Below are 15,983 nucleotides of genomic sequence, written 5' to 3'. Positions count from 1 at the left end.
TATGAAACGGATTGTAAAACCTAAAAAAAAGACATCAATCGTATTCGGGTTTTGTTGTGTTCTCATAGTCATTGTTTTGTTATTGAGCTCTGGTAAAAACTCAAGGCTTAATAGTATTGTACATAATGACAAGAGTAATTTAGATTACCCTATTGTTGGTACAAATCAGAGTAAATTCTACGACAACAGTACTGAAATTAAAGCACCAGCTATTGGTGATGATTTTTATGGACAAAATGCAAATTACCCTGGTAACATCCCTAAATACAAAGATAATGATGATGGTACGGTAACTGATCTAGTTACGGGTTTAATGTGGCAGCAGAGCCCCGACACAAATGGCGATGGAAGAATTACGGCAAGTGATAAAATGACTTATAAAGAGGCAGCAGCTGGTGCTGCTTCTTTCAATTTAGGTGGCTATACAGATTGGCGATTGCCTACCATTAAAGAACAATTTTCTTTAATAGTTTTTAGTGGTGTTGACCCTAGCGGTTATAATTCTTCATCTTTAGAAGGGTTAATTCCTTTTATAGATACCGATTATTTCAAATTCGCTTACGGAGACACCAGTGCAAGAGAACGAATTATAGACTCTCAATATGCTAGTTCTAACATGTATGTGGGTGGAGATTTGTTATTCGGCGTCAATTTTGCCGATGGTCGTATAAAAGGTTACGGATTAAGGATGCCATTTGGTCCCGGTGATAAAACGTTTTTTGTAACCTATGTAAGAGGGAACAAGAATTACGGTATCAATAATTTTGAAGATAACGGCAATGGCACCATCTCAGATAAGGCTACAGGTCTCATGTGGATGCACAACGACAACCAAAAAGGCATCTTATGGCAAGAAGCATTAAACTATGCCGAAAACTATGAATTTGCAGGGTATTCTGATTGGCGGTTGCCCAACGTAAAAGAACTACAAAGTATCGTTGATTATTCCCGTTCCCCTAACACTTCAGAATCCGCAGCAATAGACCCACTTTTTAATTGTTCTGAAATCATAAATGAAGCTGGTCAAAAAGACTACCCTTTTTATTGGTCTAGTACAACACATTCTAACTGGTCTACTGAGGCAAAAGGTAGAAACGCATCTTATGTTTCTTTTGGTAGGGCCATGGGATATATGGATGGTAAATGGATGGATGTACACGGAGCAGGTGCGCAGCGTAGTGACCCAAAAATTGGTGACCCTAAAGATTGGCCCAAAGGCCACGGCCCTCAAGGTGATGCGCAACGAATCAATAATTATGTACGGTTGGTTAGAGATTTAAAATAATAATAACTCAGCTAATGCAAGCCATGATTATTCTATGCAACACATACAAGCACACAATTTTCGAAAATTAATAAAAACAGAAATATATCATAACATCTAGTTTACAGAGAACTAAAGGGCATTCACTGAAAACTCAAAATTGCAATTAAATATTTACTAATATTTATACTATAAAAATAAAGAACGATGAAAAATATAATAATTAAAAAGAATATCAATTTACTCCTTATTGCATTAGCATTTAGCGCTTCAATATTAACTTTTAGTTCATGTAGCGATGATGATGAAGATACTGTAATGGTAGATGAAGAAGTAGTTGATGATGACACTTCTATTACCATAACAAACACAAACACCTCTGGAACGGCTGAAGGAGATACCGATAATACAGGTGCGGATGAAGATGATTTAGTAGAAAATGCAACTTTTGAAAATACCGTACAAATTGTATTTTCTAACGCTTCGGCTTCAATTACAAACCCTGTTCCTGATGATGTGGTTATTACACAAGATGGTGCCGACGTTACTATTAATTCCACTATTTCAGAAGTGGCTTACGAAGTATCTGGCACAACAACAGATGGTATGCTAAAAATTTACAGTGATAAGAAATTCAAATTATCGTTAAGTGATTTAAGTATCGCGAATACTGATGGTCCTGCGGTCAACATCCAATCTTCTAAAACCATTTTTGTTGTTTTGGAAGGTACAAACAGCCTGACCGATGCATCAACTTACAGTAATATTCCTGATGATGAAGATGCAAAAGCAACATTTTTTAGCGAAGGGCAATTGGTTTTTAGCGGTTCAGGAGCACTTAACGTTGCAGGAAACTACAAGCACGGTATCGCAAGTGATGATTATATTAGGGTAATTAGTGGAACAATCACAGTTACAGAAGCAGCATCTGATGCCATACACACCAACGATTACATTATTGTAGACGGAGGTACACTTAATTTAACAGCAGATAGCGATGCAATGGATTGTGAAGAAGGCTATATTATTATCAACGACGGAACCTTTACTATTAATGCAATTGATGATGGAATTGCAGCTTCGTATGACATTGACGACGAGGAAGAACCCGATGATTCCATTACTCCCTATGTAACAATTAATGGAGGTGATTTTGAAATAACTACTTCAGAAGGCGAAGGTATAGAAGCAAAAGGAACATTGACCATTAATGACGGTACAATGAACATCAATTCATACGATGACGGTCTTAATGCAGGTGATGATATATATATTAATGGAGGAAATATTTATGTTTACGCCACGCTTAATGATGCCATTGATAGTAACGGAGGAATTACCATTACAGGTGGTACAACCATTGCCATAGCAGTTCGTACCGATGAGCCCGATGGTAGTTTTGATTGTGATGATAATACATTTAAAATAACTGGAGGAACAATCTTAGGGTTAGCACTAAATACTTCATTCCCTACAGAGAGCGAAAGCACACAAAACGCAGTAATTTTTGATGGTGTTAATGCAAATCAGTTATTAAACATACAATCGGAAGATGGTACGGAAGCCCTTACTTATGAAGTACCCTATAGCGTAAATACAATTATTTATTCCAACGCAAAATTAGAAACAGATCAAACGTATACTATCTATACCGGAGGAAGTGTAAGCAATGGCACTGAAGTTAATGGATTATACACCTCTGGAACTTATAGTGGAGGAACAGACTCAGGTGATTCATTTACAATAAGTAGCACGGTTACACAAATTGGAGGAGAAATGGGACCAACAGGAGAACCAGGTACTGGCGGTCCAGGAGGTAATTAACTTTAGAAAATAATCATGAAAAATTTAGCAACAATAAAAACGGCAAATTTGCTAAGTATGTCCATCATATTGTTTTCAGCATTGGCATTTGTTTCTGGTTGTAAAAATAAGGAGAACAAAAAATCTCAAATCACTATTTCCAAGGATAGCCTGAAAACTAACAACTATGTACAGATTGCAACGGGACAGTACACTTTGTATGACAATGATGGAAATGTGCTTGATGCTATCTCTGAAAGTGATTCTCTTTATGGTCAAGATGCTAATTATCTGAAAGGCAAAAAAATGTCCTTTACCAAAAACGGGAATGGTACTATTACAGATAATAACTCAGGGCTCATGTGGCAAGAAATTCCAACTTCAGAGGGCTTTAATTGGCAAGACGCAAAAGAGTATTGCGAAAACTTAGAGCTAGGTGGTTATGACGATTGGCGAATGCCATCGGCAAAAGAATTATTCTCCATTAGTAATTTTAATTCTGGATGGCCGTATTTAGATACCAATTATTTTTCCCTTGTCAACAATGAAGAGGTAGATAAAAGTGAACAATACTGGTCTAGCAATACATATGTTGGTCACACAGAAGAAGGTGGTTACAATGCTGCTTTTGGTGTAAACCATGCTACAGGGCATATAAAGGCCTACCCGGCAGCTGCGCCAGATAAGGAGAAAGACCATAAAGGTCCACCTCCAAATCGCCAGCCTCCTCCAGGACAAGGGGAACCTCCTGAAAATGGAAGACCTCCCCAAAATGGAAGACCTCCCCAAAATGGAGAAAGACCCACGGGCAACCCACTACTGAAGCATGTGCGTGCAGTTAGAGGTACTGTTTATGGAACAAATAATTTTACCGATAATAAAGACGGAACTATTTCTGATAACGCTACAGGCCTTATGTGGACAAAAGGCGATAGCGGAAAAGGTCTAAATTGGAAAGATGCTTTGGTTTATGCCAAAAATGCTAACATAGCTGACTATACCGATTGGCGTTTGCCCAATGTAAAAGAATTACAAGGTATTGTAGACTACTCTTTTTCACCAAATGCCAAAGACAGTAAAAATAAAGGTCCAGCTATTGACCCTATATTCAATTGCACACCGATTTCTAATGAAGCCGGCACTGATGATTTTGGTTATTATTGGACCAGCACTTCTGCGCATTTTAGAAGTGGCGAGCCTTACTTTTACGCCTGGTATGTTGCTTTTGGCATGGCAGTCAACAACGAAGGAAAAGATTTTCATGGTGCCGGTGCCGTACGGTTCGATACCAAATACGAAGGCGGTAATTTAGGTGAAGGCGGTGAGCGTACATACAATTATGTTCGCCTCGTTAGAAATATTAATTAACAATAGCCTCTGCTTTTTTAGTTATTAAAAATCAGAGGCTATTGTTTTTATTTTAGTTTTTTAATGCGAAGTCCGACTCAAGTTTGGTATTGGAACTTCCTCCTATAAAAACTTTAAAATCACCTGTCTCAGCTTCCCATTTATTATTTGCAGAGTAGAATTCTAGTTTCTTCGCAGAAATGGTAAAGCTCACATTTTTAGTCTCGCCAGGTTTTAGAGAAACCATTTTAAAATCTTTTAATTCTTTTACAGGTCTTGCTCTACTGGCGAATAAATCTTGTATGTATAGCTGAACAACTTCTTTGCCTTCGTATTTTCCTGTATTAGATAAATCAAAACTGACATGTAAATCTCCTGTTCTACTTAGTGATTCTGCGCTCAACTTTAAATTATCATAGGTAAATGAGGTATAACTTAAACCGTATCCAAATTCATATAGAGGCGTGTTTACTTCATCTGAATAATGCGTCCAAAAAACCAAATCATTACCAGGGTTAGTGGGTCTACCCGTATTTAAATAATTATAGTACAATGGTACCTGCCCCACATTTCTCGGAAAAGTCATAGGCAATTTACCACTTGGGTTATAATCTCCATAAAGTACTTTAGCAATAGCATCACCACTAGTTGAACCCAATTGCCATGCTTCTACTATGGCAGGTATATTTTCATCTGCCCAATTAATAGCCAAGGGTCTTCCGTTCATTAAAACCAAAACTATATTCTTATTTACGGCATATACGGCTTCCAATAATTCTTGTTGCAGACCTGGTAAATCTAAACTAGCCCTACTTCTACCCTCACCTGATTGAAAACCATGCTCACCCAGAACCATGATTACTACATCTTTATTTTTAGCTACTTCTACAGCCTCGGCAATACCAGACCTATCTGTTGTATTAATATCAAGTTCAGATATAAATGCCTCTATACCCTTTATAAACTCTACTCCTTTTTCATGATGTAGTTTATTGCCTTTATATTTCTTTAAACCTTCGATGACCGATACTGCAGAATTATCTTCTGCGGCAAGTCTCCAACCTCCTAGCGGGCTATTCTTATCAGCTGCCAAAGGACCAATAACAGCAATGTTCATTCCCTTCTTTTTTAAAGGCAATAATTGATTTTCATTTTTAAGAAGCACTATAGACTTTTTTGCCATATCAAGCGCTATCGCTTTGTTTTTATCGCTTCCTATTACATTTTTTTCTCGCTCTTCGTTACAATATTTATAAGGGTCATCAAAAAGACCTAATTCATATTTTACCCTTAAAATTCGTCGAACGGCATCATCAACTTTATCAACGGAAACTTTTCCCTCATTTACCAAATCTTTTAAATGCTTGACATATAAATACGATTCCATATCCATATCACTACCGGCATTTGCAGCACTTTCTGCAGCAGCTTTTCCGTCTTTAGAATACCCATGAGCGACCATTTCAGCCATTGAACCCCAGTCAGAAACTACAAAACCTTGATAGTCCCATTCTCCTTTTAAAACATCTCTTTGTAAAAAAGAATTGCCGGTTGCGGGTATACCGTTAATTACATTAAATGAATTCATGAATGTTTTTACATCAGCTTCTATAGCTGCCATAAACGGTGGAAAAATAGTATTGTACAAAGTTGACGTACCTACATCTACCGTATTGTAATCTCTACCCGCTTCAGAAAAGCCATACCCAGCAAAATGTTTAGCTGTTGCCGCAATAGTATTTGGTGCAGAAAGGTCTTCTCCTTGAAACCCGGTAATTCTTGCCTTGGCTATTTGACTACCCAAATAAGGATCTTCACCTGCGCCTTCCATTACTCTCCCCCATCGTGCATCTCTTGATATATCTACCATTGGGGCAAAAGTCCAGTTTATGCCCGTTGCAGACGCTTCATCAGCAGCCATTGCTGCAGAAGCTTTTATAGCCTCCATATCCCAACTAGCAGATTCTGCCAAAGGTATTGGGCTTTGTGTTCTATATCCATGAATTACATCAAAACCTATAATTAAAGGAATTCCTAAGCGGGATTCTTCAACTACAATCTTCTGTACCTTGCGAACTTCTTCTACACCTGTAACGTTTAACATAGAACCTACCCAACCGTTTTTAAGATGCTCGAATTTACTAGAGGCATCCCCTTCTTCTGGAACAGGACCTGTAACATTCCAAAAACCATTATACTGGTTCATCTGGCCAACCTTTTCCTCTAAAGTCATTAAGCTAATTAAAGAGTCTACTTTCTCTTCAATCCTATTATCAAGATTCATTTGTGCATTAGTATTTTGGCAGAATGCCATTAAACCGCATCCAATAATTAAAATTTTTTTCATACTGTTCTGTTAAATAAAAGGGCCGTGTTCCGAAAAATTAATCGAACCCAGCCCCCAATTTAATCTAAAATATTGATAAAAAAATAATCAATCAATACTATGACATCTTTATATTGCAATAGAATTAGTGTAAAACATCTCTACAAAAAAAATCACTTCATCTTTTCACTTATTTAAAAAAAGCATTGAAAAAAAAGTATTATATCCATTTTATCACCCTATAACAACCTAGATTAAAAAACAGAAGTTCTGTTCCTAATGTGCATTATTACCACCCATGAAACTCTCTAAAACTTTGAGTTGCCACTTACCTACTATTGAAAGTTTGGTTTCTGCATTCATTAATACAAGACCATATCCTAAACGAGATAATTTACAGTCACTAATGATTTCATTATCTATACTACTGAAAACAGGCCTGAAATGCTCTCGTAGATTCATTTTAGAAGACTTTGCCACATTCATTGCTCTTTCTACCGCAGAGCTAATTTGCTTAGGCGATAGTCCTTTATATAATAAATCGCTAGCGAAGAAATGCATACGCAAACCATAATAAAAATCCGTGAAATTGTTAATGCTGTCAGCGGTTTGGTTTTCTTTCCTATAAATAGAGATTTGCATAATAGAATTAGTTTAGAACATTTTATAATTTGATTTAGAAATAAACAAGCCGAGATCATTTTTTTAAGAACTTATTTTCTCAATATTTGACTCGGCTTGTTCTAGTAAATAGCGCAAATAATTTGCGCTTCATTTGCTTAAAGAGATTAAATCCCCACAATCTTTATATCTCCAAGCTAAAAAATTAAAGACTTTTTACATATCCGAAAACCATCTTTTTGAATTGACGAAAGTTACTTGTAAAACCTTCCATCCTTTTTTTAAGTTGACGGTGCTTATCTCTATAATCGGCATCTGCCAAACCTTTTTCACCTAGTTCTAAACGAGACAGCAGTCTTTCATGTTCTTCTATGTCATTGGCTAGATAATCGAACAATTCTTTATGTACGGTATCTAGATTTTCAAGTATTTGACCATAGGCTGTTTGGGCAGCATCATTGGTCTTTCTTTTCTCTATTAAATCAGCAAAAAATCTAGTCTCGTCTTTATAAAAGGCTATGTTGCTCAACCATTCCTCACTTTCAAAATGAAGAACGTCTAACCCGGCACCTAATAATAATTCTGTTTTTGGATTCAACGTTTTTGTTTTCATAATGCACTATTTAAATTTGTTGTTTTATAAGTTACCTGGTACAATAGGCTTACCTTTTATAGCCCCAAAATGTTAACCAATCTACTTATTTTTCTATCTCATACCTATTGAAAAAACTAGCTTCAAGGCTCTTACGGGCATTATCTAAAAGTACTTTTACCTCATCTATACTTTGATTACGAATCATGGCTATTTGACTAATAGAAAATTCATATTCCGTAGCTAATTCAAACACAGTACGCATTGGCATTGGCAAATAATGCAAGACCATAGTTACATGTCTTTTAATGCTCTCTTTATCTAAATCCTTATCTATCTTATCCATGAGTTCTTTTTTATCATCTTCGATAAAAACATGGTTCAATAGGTAATCATTTTTAGGATATGAAATATCATCTAGCTCATCTATCATAACTAAATCCCCACCGCCATCTGTACTGAATTTTTCTTCCATCTCATCCCATTCCGGACGAGAATAATCATCAATGTTTTTCAAGAAATAATCATCAAAGTCTTCATTTAGAATGGTGTCCTCTAAAAGTTCATCTGCTTTTTTAAATAACCAAGGATGAAGATCATCTTTACCTCTAACCTCTTCAAAATGATCAAACACTACAATAAAGAGTTGGTCAATAAAATCATCTACTTCATACTTCCCTTTTGGAAGGTTTCCTTTAGTTAGGGCAGTTGCCATTCTTTTGGTAACGTAATGTTTTACTTGTGTTAAGTCTTTTAATAGTAAATTATTAAATAAGGACTTATCACCCTCCTTTTTGAAGTGTTTTAAATCTGAAAACGTACTTGCTACAAATACATTAAATTCCTTTTTACTTTCATAATATTCAAGAGTGTCCATGTTGTGTGCTTTAGATTAAAATACGATATAAAAATGCGTATATATGAGGTGAATTACTATGACCTAGGTCAGCCATTCCAAAATAAAACCGATTTGACTCTTTAAATTGTTTCTGAAAAATCTAATCATTAATCAGCTGTATTACTTTCTTATAGTGCTCAGTCTATTTATTAATTACCTAATTTATCTTCCAGTTGATTTCCTAATTGATTTTTCAATTTTTGAATATCCAAACGGTTTCCTCTGGCTACCAATAAATACGTTTTACCCTTTAACTTATTAATACTAGCTATGGTATCTGTTTCAGTTATACCAAGCCCTCTCAGTATTCCATATGGACCTCCATATAATTCTCCTATACCTCTTTTACCCACAGAATTTTGGAATGTCTCAACCAAAAAACCTGCTACAAATAAGCGACCTAACTCAGGATTATAAAAAGTATCAAAAGCAGTATTAGGCGCAAGTAACTCGCTAAAAAAGCGTCTTAATTGGTATTCTATAGTTGTCAATTCTTTACTCTTATTTATATGATCTTCTCCTACATTTCCGATTACCGATACGGCCATTTTATCAAACTCTATTTGGCGGACGGTTTTTAAGGCTTTTTCCAAATCCGAAACCTGTTCATACGGTTTCAGAAAAATTTGTTTTTGTTCTGATTGTGACATGTCCATTTTAATAACAATTTAGAGATAGCTAAGTTTGGTCAGGGGCGTTCTCTGTGGTAAAATTACAAGTACATATTTTTAATCGTACTGACCTAAGTCATGAAGTCAAAAAATTAACTTAGCTAAATTTGTTGTATAGATTAAATACTAATTAAAAATTTATATCATGGCAAACGATAGTGGAAATGTACTTCTAGCATTATTAACAGGAGCAGCAATTGGTGCAGGCTTCGGAATATTATATGCTCCTGAAAAAGGAGTTGAAACAAGACATAAAATCAAAGACAGAGCTTTGGAAGCCAAACATGATCTTTCTGACCGCGTAACCCACGCCAAAGATGAGCTGACTAAAACAGCCAACGAAAAGAAAGAAGATTTTGAACGTAAATTAGATGAGACTATTAGCCATATGAGCTACAAAGCAGATGATATTATTGCAACTTTGGAACGCAAATTGGAAGAGCTTAAAAAGCAAAACGCACAACTACACAAATAATGCATTATGGCATTTGAATCATTAAAAAAAGACCTCGTTGACGTAGATACAGATATGAGGTCTTATCTTGAAACTAGCGAAGAATATTATAAACTGAAGGTTTTTAAAGTTCTAATGGGCATAGTTACGGCTATAACACAGTCTTTGTTCATTGGAGCTGTGGTATTTCTTGCGCTATTTATGCTATCTATTGGAGCATCTATTGCTCTTAACGAGGCAATGGGTAATTTCTATTCCGGCTTCTTAATTGTTGGTGCTTTTTATATTCTAGTTGCCATTTGCAGCTATGTATTTAGAAATGTTCTCCACAGACCTTTATTGCAGAATTTTTCGGAACATTATTTTAACAGACCATGACAAAAAAATACAGCTCATTTTCTGAAATTGATAACGATTTAAGAATCTTAAAGCTTCAGCAAGAAATTGCAAAAGAAAATTTGAAGCTTGATTTTAAAAATACAAAAAGTCATTTGAGCCCTGCACAAATGGTAAGCACCACCAGTTTTGGTGTTAAACAACTAGCGGTAGATTTTGTCTTGAGCAAAGGGTTAGATTGGCTTCATAGGTTACGACGCAAACCATAGCCAAAAACAACTTCTGTATACTACCCAAAATCTGCAACCTGCTGTAATTGCTTTTTATCCGAAAGTATAATTCTACGAGATTCTCCTAATTGAATTAATCCTTTATCCTTAAAACTTGAAAGGACGCGTATGGCAGTTTCTGTAGCTGTACCTATTAAACCTGCAAAGTCTTCTCTTGAGATACTGATGCCCATATCATCATCTTTAATAAGTCCTTTATCATATAATTCTAAAAGTGCTGTAGCTGCTCTTTTACGAACCGAGTCAAAAGCCATACCCATTAGCTGCTCCTGCATATGTAATACATTATTGGAAACCATACCAATGAACTTATGAGACACCTCTTTGTTATTGAATAAAAGTTGTGTAAAATCATCTTTAGGAATAGCGCATATCTCGCAATTGGTGAGTGCCACCGCTGTTTCTGTATATAAGCCTGAATTACCTAAAACGCATAGCTGGCCTATGAAATCTCCGGCTTTGAACATACCCGTAACATACTCCTTACCATTTTCATTATGCTTGTATGTTTTAACTTCTCCACTTTGAATAAAATACAGGTTATGAGCCATACCGTCTTCATAAAAAATCTCTTCTTTTGCTTTGTATCGGTTCAATTCTCGATCTTCAGAAAGGTCTTTTAAATTTTGATATTTTGACGCCTCCTTTATAAATTCGTTAAGGCCTTGAACACTTCTTGAAAATTCTTTCCGTAAAAAAGAGCTCTTTTTAAGCCTAGCCTCTATAGCCTCAATTAAATCTTGTGCTTCAAAAGGCTTGGTCAAATAGTCATCTGCTCCCATGGTCATTCCCTTACGAAAATCTGCCTTTTCAGATTTAGCGGTTAGAAATATAAACGGAATGCTAGCTGTGGTTTGATCCTCACTTAATTGTTCAAAAACTCCATAACCGTCTAATTCTGGCATCATTATATCGCAAAGAATAATGTCTGGCATAAATGATATTGCTTTTTCAACACCAATCTTACCGTTTTCCGCAGTAGTAACTTCATAATTCTCTAATTCCAGAATTTCCGCGGTCATTTCACGAACATCTAGATTGTCTTCAATAAGTAGTATTTTTTTCATCTTTCAATAGATTTAAGGGGAGTTCTATGGTAAAAGTTGTGCCTTGGTCAAGATTACTCTTAAAGGTAATGTTTCCTTCCATTAAAAGAACATACTGTCTTACAATGTTCAATCCCAACCCTGTACCCTCATAATTAGCAGCATTTTTAGCTCTATAAAAACGCTGAAACAAATAGCTTTGATCTTCGGCAGGTATGCCAATACCTTGATCCGTAACTTCAATAAAAAGATTGGTGGTCTTCGTATCGATTTTTAGAGATATTTTTGTGTTCTCATGTGAATATTTAATGGCATTAGACAACAAATTATATACAATATGTCTTAAAAGTTTGGGATCAAGCTGCACTTCTATATTAGATTGACTATTGATAATCTCAATGACCTGTCCTGCTTTTTTGACCCCCTGTATCTCTTCTACCAAAGATTCTAAAAACTCAATCAAATCAAATAAAGTAGGTTGTGATATTACTTTTCCTTCTTCCAACTTACTCAATGATAGAAAGTCATTCAAAATTCCCACTAAGTTTTTAACACTGGTTTTAATCTTACTTATATATTTTTCTCTTTTTTCTTCCTGCCCAGCTTCATTCTGCCTTTCAATAAGATTTGTGGCAGAAAGTATGGTACTTAATGGCGTCCTAAACTCATGCGAGGCCATTGAAATAAAGCGAGATTTCAATTCATTTAGCTCTTTTTCTTTTTCTAATGTATTCCTAATCTCAACTTCTACCCTTTTCTGATCGGAGATATTATTATATACGATTAATGCCTGCTTTACTTCTTGCTCTTCATTGAACAAAGGTGTTGTGTTAACTAAATAGGAATTGTCTTGTATTATTAATTCAAAAGAACAATGTTTTCCGTCTAACGTTTTTAGTAGCTTTTCCTTAATTTTTTTACGCAAGTCAATATCTACATGTTTTAAATCATCAAGAGTATCACCAACATTAATATTCTCTCTAAAACCAAGCATATCTAAATCCTCTCCTTCATGAAATAAAATTCTAAGGTCTAAATTAACCACACTAACAAAACCACCTGGAAAATTTTTAAAAATAGTCTGTAACAGCTTTTGACTGGCAATAGAACTATTTTCGGCTGTTTTAGTAATTTGGATTTGGTCTTCAAGACTTAAATTGGACTCTACCAATTTCTGAACCATATCCTTTAGCTCCACAGTACGGTCAGCTACCTTACTCTCTAATGCTCCCGCATAAGCAGCCAATTCTTCCCTACTGTTTTTTAAAGCAACGCCTTCATTGTGTTGGTCAATAGCCACACTTATGGCCTGCGTTATGTTGTAAAGGATTTCTTTTTCTGTATCAAGAGGTGTTCTAGAAACGGGAAAATAAATAGCAAAAGTTCCCAACAATGCCTTATTGGATGAAAATATAGGAAATGACCAACAAGCTTTAATATTGTCTTCCAACGCCAACTCTCTAAAACCTTCCCACAGCGGATCATTAAACGTATCTGAAACGATTACCTCTTCTTTTAAATATGCGGTTGTTCCAGAAGATCCATTTCCTGGACCCACAAACATATTATCTATAGCTTTCGTATAGCTTTCGGACAGGTTGGGTGCCGCCAATTTCTGTAATTTTCCAGATTCTTTATCCAATAAAAGTATAGAGCCTTGGCAGTTTGGAATGGCCGTTTCTATAATCTCTATAATCTTGAATGCTATACTTTTTAATGGTTCATGCTGAATAATCATATCCATAACATGAGACTGTCCTATTTTAAAGAACTCATTTATTTTGTGGGTAGTTACATCGTTTTGTACCCCAACAAAATGGGTCATTACCTTTTTGTTATTGTATATAGGCGTAATACTGATATCATTCCAAAATAAAGAACCATCTTTTTTATAGTTACGCAATACCACACGGCATGCTTCCCCTTTTTCTATGGCAACAGACATTATTTTAATTTCATTCTGATCCTTATCTTCATCTTGTAAGAAACGGCAATTTTTGCCCATGAAATCTACTTTCTCATACCCTGTTATTCTGGTAAAAGCTTCATTACCATAAATAATAGGGAAATCTGGCTTTTGGGTATCGCAAATAATAATGCCACTAGCTGTTGCTCCCAATGCACGATTACGAACATATAAAATATCTTCTATTGCTCTCTCTTGCGTGATATCCCTAATAATGGTCAAAAGCTTATTTTTGCCCAAAGGCACAATCCTACCTTCATAAAACTGCCTTCCGTTTTCTCCATTAAAATCATACTCAACAAACTGAAGTTCCCCTGTTTCAATAGTTTTATCCATTCCCTTACGTACAGCCTTTGCTATATGATCAGGTAACAGTTCATTAATATACCCGCCTATTAAACCATTGGGCGAAGCAAAAAGTTTTTCAGGCTCTGGGGCATAACTATCAAGAAACTTACCTTCATGATCTAGAATAAACATCATGTCTGGCAATGCATTTAACAAAGCCTTGTTCTTAGCTAAATTTTCTTCTAGGCGCTGTTCTATTTCTTTTTGTTCTGTTATATCTTGTATGGTTCCGAACCATTCCAGAGGCTTACCACTGGCATCATAAGATGTTTTACCGTGAGCTGTAATATATCTTACCGTACCATCTGCTCTTACTATTCTTACATTATCTGAATAAACCGTGGCATTTTCAATCGCAAAATCTACAGATTCTTTAGTCACTTGCCGGTCATCAGGATGAATAAAGTTAAAAGCAGTTTCTTCAGATAGTTGCGCATCACCAGGTGGCAGACCACATATTCTATAAAACTCATCAGACCAATTTCTTTCACCTGTCTTCAGATTCCAGAACCAACTACCAACATGAGCTAGACTTTGAGCCTCGTTCATTTTTTCTGTATTGATAGCTACTTTTTTCTGAGATAATAATCGATCTGTAATATCTATTACAAAAGCTACTACAAAATGCTCATCCTTTATATCTGTTGGGCTTAGACTTATTTCTACTGGAATTTGTACCCCATCTTTCCTAAGTCCCCATAATTCTTCTCCTTTACCCATAGCCCTACTTGAGGGAGATTTCGCAAAACCTTTTCTATAATTTTCATGAGATTTTTCAAATTGATGCGGAATAAGGTTTTCCACTTTTTTACCCACCAACTCTCCTAGTTCGTAGCCGAACATTTTTTCAACTGAAGGGTTCGCCTTGATAATTTGGCCTTGCTCACCTACTACCAAGATACCTTCTACCGAGGATTCAAAGATACCCTTGAAGAGTTCACTATCTTTAAGTTTTTCTACCATATACCCAGGGTAAGTGTCTTTCTTTACAGACTAATTTAACGAAAAGGAAAGGACTGCGGTAGAAGTTTAGTCCTAAAAAAATACACCCAGATGCTAAGCCCCAATTATAGAGATAGCGTACTTTGCTAATTAATATTAGAAAAAGAGCGTCCATGTACATTTTTAACAAATATATAGTTGCCCTTCCTGCAAAAATATGACGCTTGTCATGTTTTTGGCTTTATCCTCTAGACTACACCTAACTAATCTATTTTAACCGGAAACGTACCTCCGTTTTCATCAAGAATTTTCTTTGTAGTCAGGTAACCTAAATCAAATATGACATCAATACTATTCATATCAAACGTTCCAAATTCCGATAGACCTTCGGGTAAGATAATCATATCACATTCATTAAACTTTATCATAGATTCCGAAGTAGACTTTAGTTTATAGGCTCGCTCAACAACTGTATAAGAATGTTTTAAATCTTCTATTGTTATTTTTTTTAAGGCATTTACATAGCTTCCAATAATCTTATCGCAGTGCTTCTTAAGCGGCTCTATGGGGAAATTGTTTAAAACGCCACCATCTACATAATAAGAGTCTCCTATTTTCATAGGCGTGAACATTCCCGGAAAAGTAGCAGAAGCAAGTACGGGACGAATAACCTGCCCTTTATGAAATACTTTTAGGGTGCCTTTTATAATGTCCGTAGCGGTTACGTAAAGTGGTTTTTTTAATGCGCTAAAATCATCCTCAGGGAAAAATTCCTTGAAATTATCATAGTATTTTTCAGTATCAAAAAAACCAGGTTTACTACGGGCGTAGTTGTGAGTACGAAAAATAGGAATAGTCTTGAAAAAATGTAACATTTCTGACCAACTGGCACCACTAGCATAAAGCGCACCTACAATGGCACCAGCACTTGTGCCTGCTATGTGTGTGGGAAAGATATTGTATTCTTCCAAGGCTTTAATAGCACCTATATGAGCTACTCCCCTAATTCCTCCTCCAGAAAGTACAAGACCTATGTTCATTTTTGTTTTTACTAGCTTGTTAATATATAAAGTACGCTA

Annotated in this window: 14 protein-coding genes; 6 read left to right on the top strand and 8 right to left on the bottom strand. The window is 35.7% G+C overall.

Features of this window, described 5'->3' with window-relative positions:
• Nucleotide 1 precedes the first annotated feature (1 nt).
• From IWB64_RS12115 to IWB64_RS12105, 3 genes are all read left to right on the top strand, one after another.
• On the top strand, nt 2-1,285 hold the full coding sequence (locus IWB64_RS12115; protein WP_194534245.1) for an Lcl C-terminal domain-containing protein: 1,284 nt from the start codon (nt 2-4) through the stop codon (nt 1,283-1,285).
• A gap of 186 nt (nt 1,286-1,471) precedes the next feature.
• Entirely contained in the window at nt 1,472-3,088 is a 1,617-nt protein-coding gene (locus IWB64_RS12110) for a carbohydrate-binding domain-containing protein (RefSeq protein WP_194534244.1), read from the top strand.
• Nucleotides 3,089-3,103: 15 nt separating this feature from the next.
• Complete coding sequence (locus IWB64_RS12105) at nt 3,104-4,435, top strand: Lcl C-terminal domain-containing protein (RefSeq protein ID WP_194534243.1); 1,332 nt, start codon at nt 3,104-3,106, stop codon at nt 4,433-4,435.
• Between the two features lie 52 nt (nt 4,436-4,487).
• Here the strand turns inward: IWB64_RS12105 and bglX are convergent, their stop codons facing one another.
• The 5 genes from bglX to IWB64_RS12080 form a co-directional block, all read right to left on the bottom strand.
• On the bottom strand, nt 4,488-6,761 hold the full coding sequence (gene bglX / locus IWB64_RS12100) for a beta-glucosidase BglX (protein WP_194534242.1): 2,274 nt from the start codon (nt 6,759-6,761) through the stop codon (nt 4,488-4,490).
• 255 nt (nt 6,762-7,016) lie between these two features.
• Nucleotides 7,017-7,382 (bottom strand): hypothetical protein, encoded by a 366-nt coding sequence (locus tag IWB64_RS12095; protein ID WP_194534241.1) that lies wholly within the window; start codon nt 7,380-7,382, stop codon nt 7,017-7,019.
• A 184-nt stretch (nt 7,383-7,566) separates the two neighbouring features.
• A complete protein-coding gene (locus IWB64_RS12090) occupies nt 7,567-7,974 on the bottom strand; it encodes a hypothetical protein (protein WP_194534240.1) in 408 nt (135 codons plus the stop codon).
• Between the two features lie 85 nt (nt 7,975-8,059).
• Nucleotides 8,060-8,830: a sigma-70 family RNA polymerase sigma factor gene (locus tag IWB64_RS12085; RefSeq protein WP_194534239.1), complete on the bottom strand. Its 771-nt coding sequence runs from the start codon at nt 8,828-8,830 to the stop codon at nt 8,060-8,062.
• A 170-nt stretch (nt 8,831-9,000) separates the two neighbouring features.
• Nucleotides 9,001-9,507 (bottom strand): hypothetical protein, encoded by a 507-nt coding sequence (locus tag IWB64_RS12080; RefSeq protein ID WP_194551020.1) that lies wholly within the window; start codon nt 9,505-9,507, stop codon nt 9,001-9,003.
• Nucleotides 9,508-9,667: 160 nt separating this feature from the next.
• Between IWB64_RS12080 and IWB64_RS12075 the strand changes: the two genes are divergently transcribed.
• Genes IWB64_RS12075 through IWB64_RS12065 form a run of 3 tightly spaced genes read left to right on the top strand, consistent with a single transcriptional unit; the run spans nt 9,668 to nt 10,581 of the window.
• Nucleotides 9,668-9,997: a YtxH domain-containing protein gene (locus IWB64_RS12075; protein ID WP_155597202.1), complete on the top strand. Its 330-nt coding sequence runs from the start codon at nt 9,668-9,670 to the stop codon at nt 9,995-9,997.
• Nucleotides 9,998-10,003: 6 nt separating this feature from the next.
• On the top strand, nt 10,004-10,354 hold the full coding sequence (locus IWB64_RS12070; protein WP_194534237.1) for a phage holin family protein: 351 nt from the start codon (nt 10,004-10,006) through the stop codon (nt 10,352-10,354).
• Nucleotides 10,351-10,581, top strand: coding sequence for a DUF6327 family protein (locus IWB64_RS12065; protein WP_194534236.1), 231 nt, complete (start codon nt 10,351-10,353; stop codon nt 10,579-10,581). The genes IWB64_RS12070 and IWB64_RS12065 overlap by 4 nt, the downstream gene beginning before the upstream one ends.
• A 20-nt stretch (nt 10,582-10,601) precedes the next feature.
• Here IWB64_RS12065 and IWB64_RS12060 read toward each other — a convergent pair whose 3' ends face one another.
• The 3 genes from IWB64_RS12060 to IWB64_RS12050 all read right to left on the bottom strand — a co-directional run bounded on the left by IWB64_RS12060 (nt 10,602) and on the right by IWB64_RS12050 (nt 15,944).
• The gene (locus IWB64_RS12060; protein ID WP_194534235.1) at nt 10,602-11,669 is read right to left on the bottom strand and encodes a response regulator; all 1,068 of its coding nucleotides are present in this window, start codon (nt 11,667-11,669) and stop codon (nt 10,602-10,604) included.
• Nucleotides 11,647-14,925 (bottom strand): PAS domain S-box protein, encoded by a 3,279-nt coding sequence (locus IWB64_RS12055; protein ID WP_194534234.1) that lies wholly within the window; start codon nt 14,923-14,925, stop codon nt 11,647-11,649. Before IWB64_RS12055 ends, IWB64_RS12060 begins: the two co-directional genes overlap by 23 nt.
• 242 nt (nt 14,926-15,167) lie before the next feature.
• A complete protein-coding gene (locus tag IWB64_RS12050) occupies nt 15,168-15,944 on the bottom strand; it encodes a patatin-like phospholipase family protein (protein ID WP_194534233.1) in 777 nt (258 codons plus the stop codon).
• Between the last annotated feature and the right edge of the window lie 39 nt (nt 15,945-15,983).

The organism is Zobellia nedashkovskayae (assembly GCF_015330125.1).
Taxonomy (GTDB): domain Bacteria; phylum Bacteroidota; class Bacteroidia; order Flavobacteriales; family Flavobacteriaceae; genus Zobellia; species Zobellia nedashkovskayae.
The sequence above is the reverse complement of the archived record's forward strand: the minus strand, read 5'-3'. Positions and strand labels throughout refer to the sequence as shown.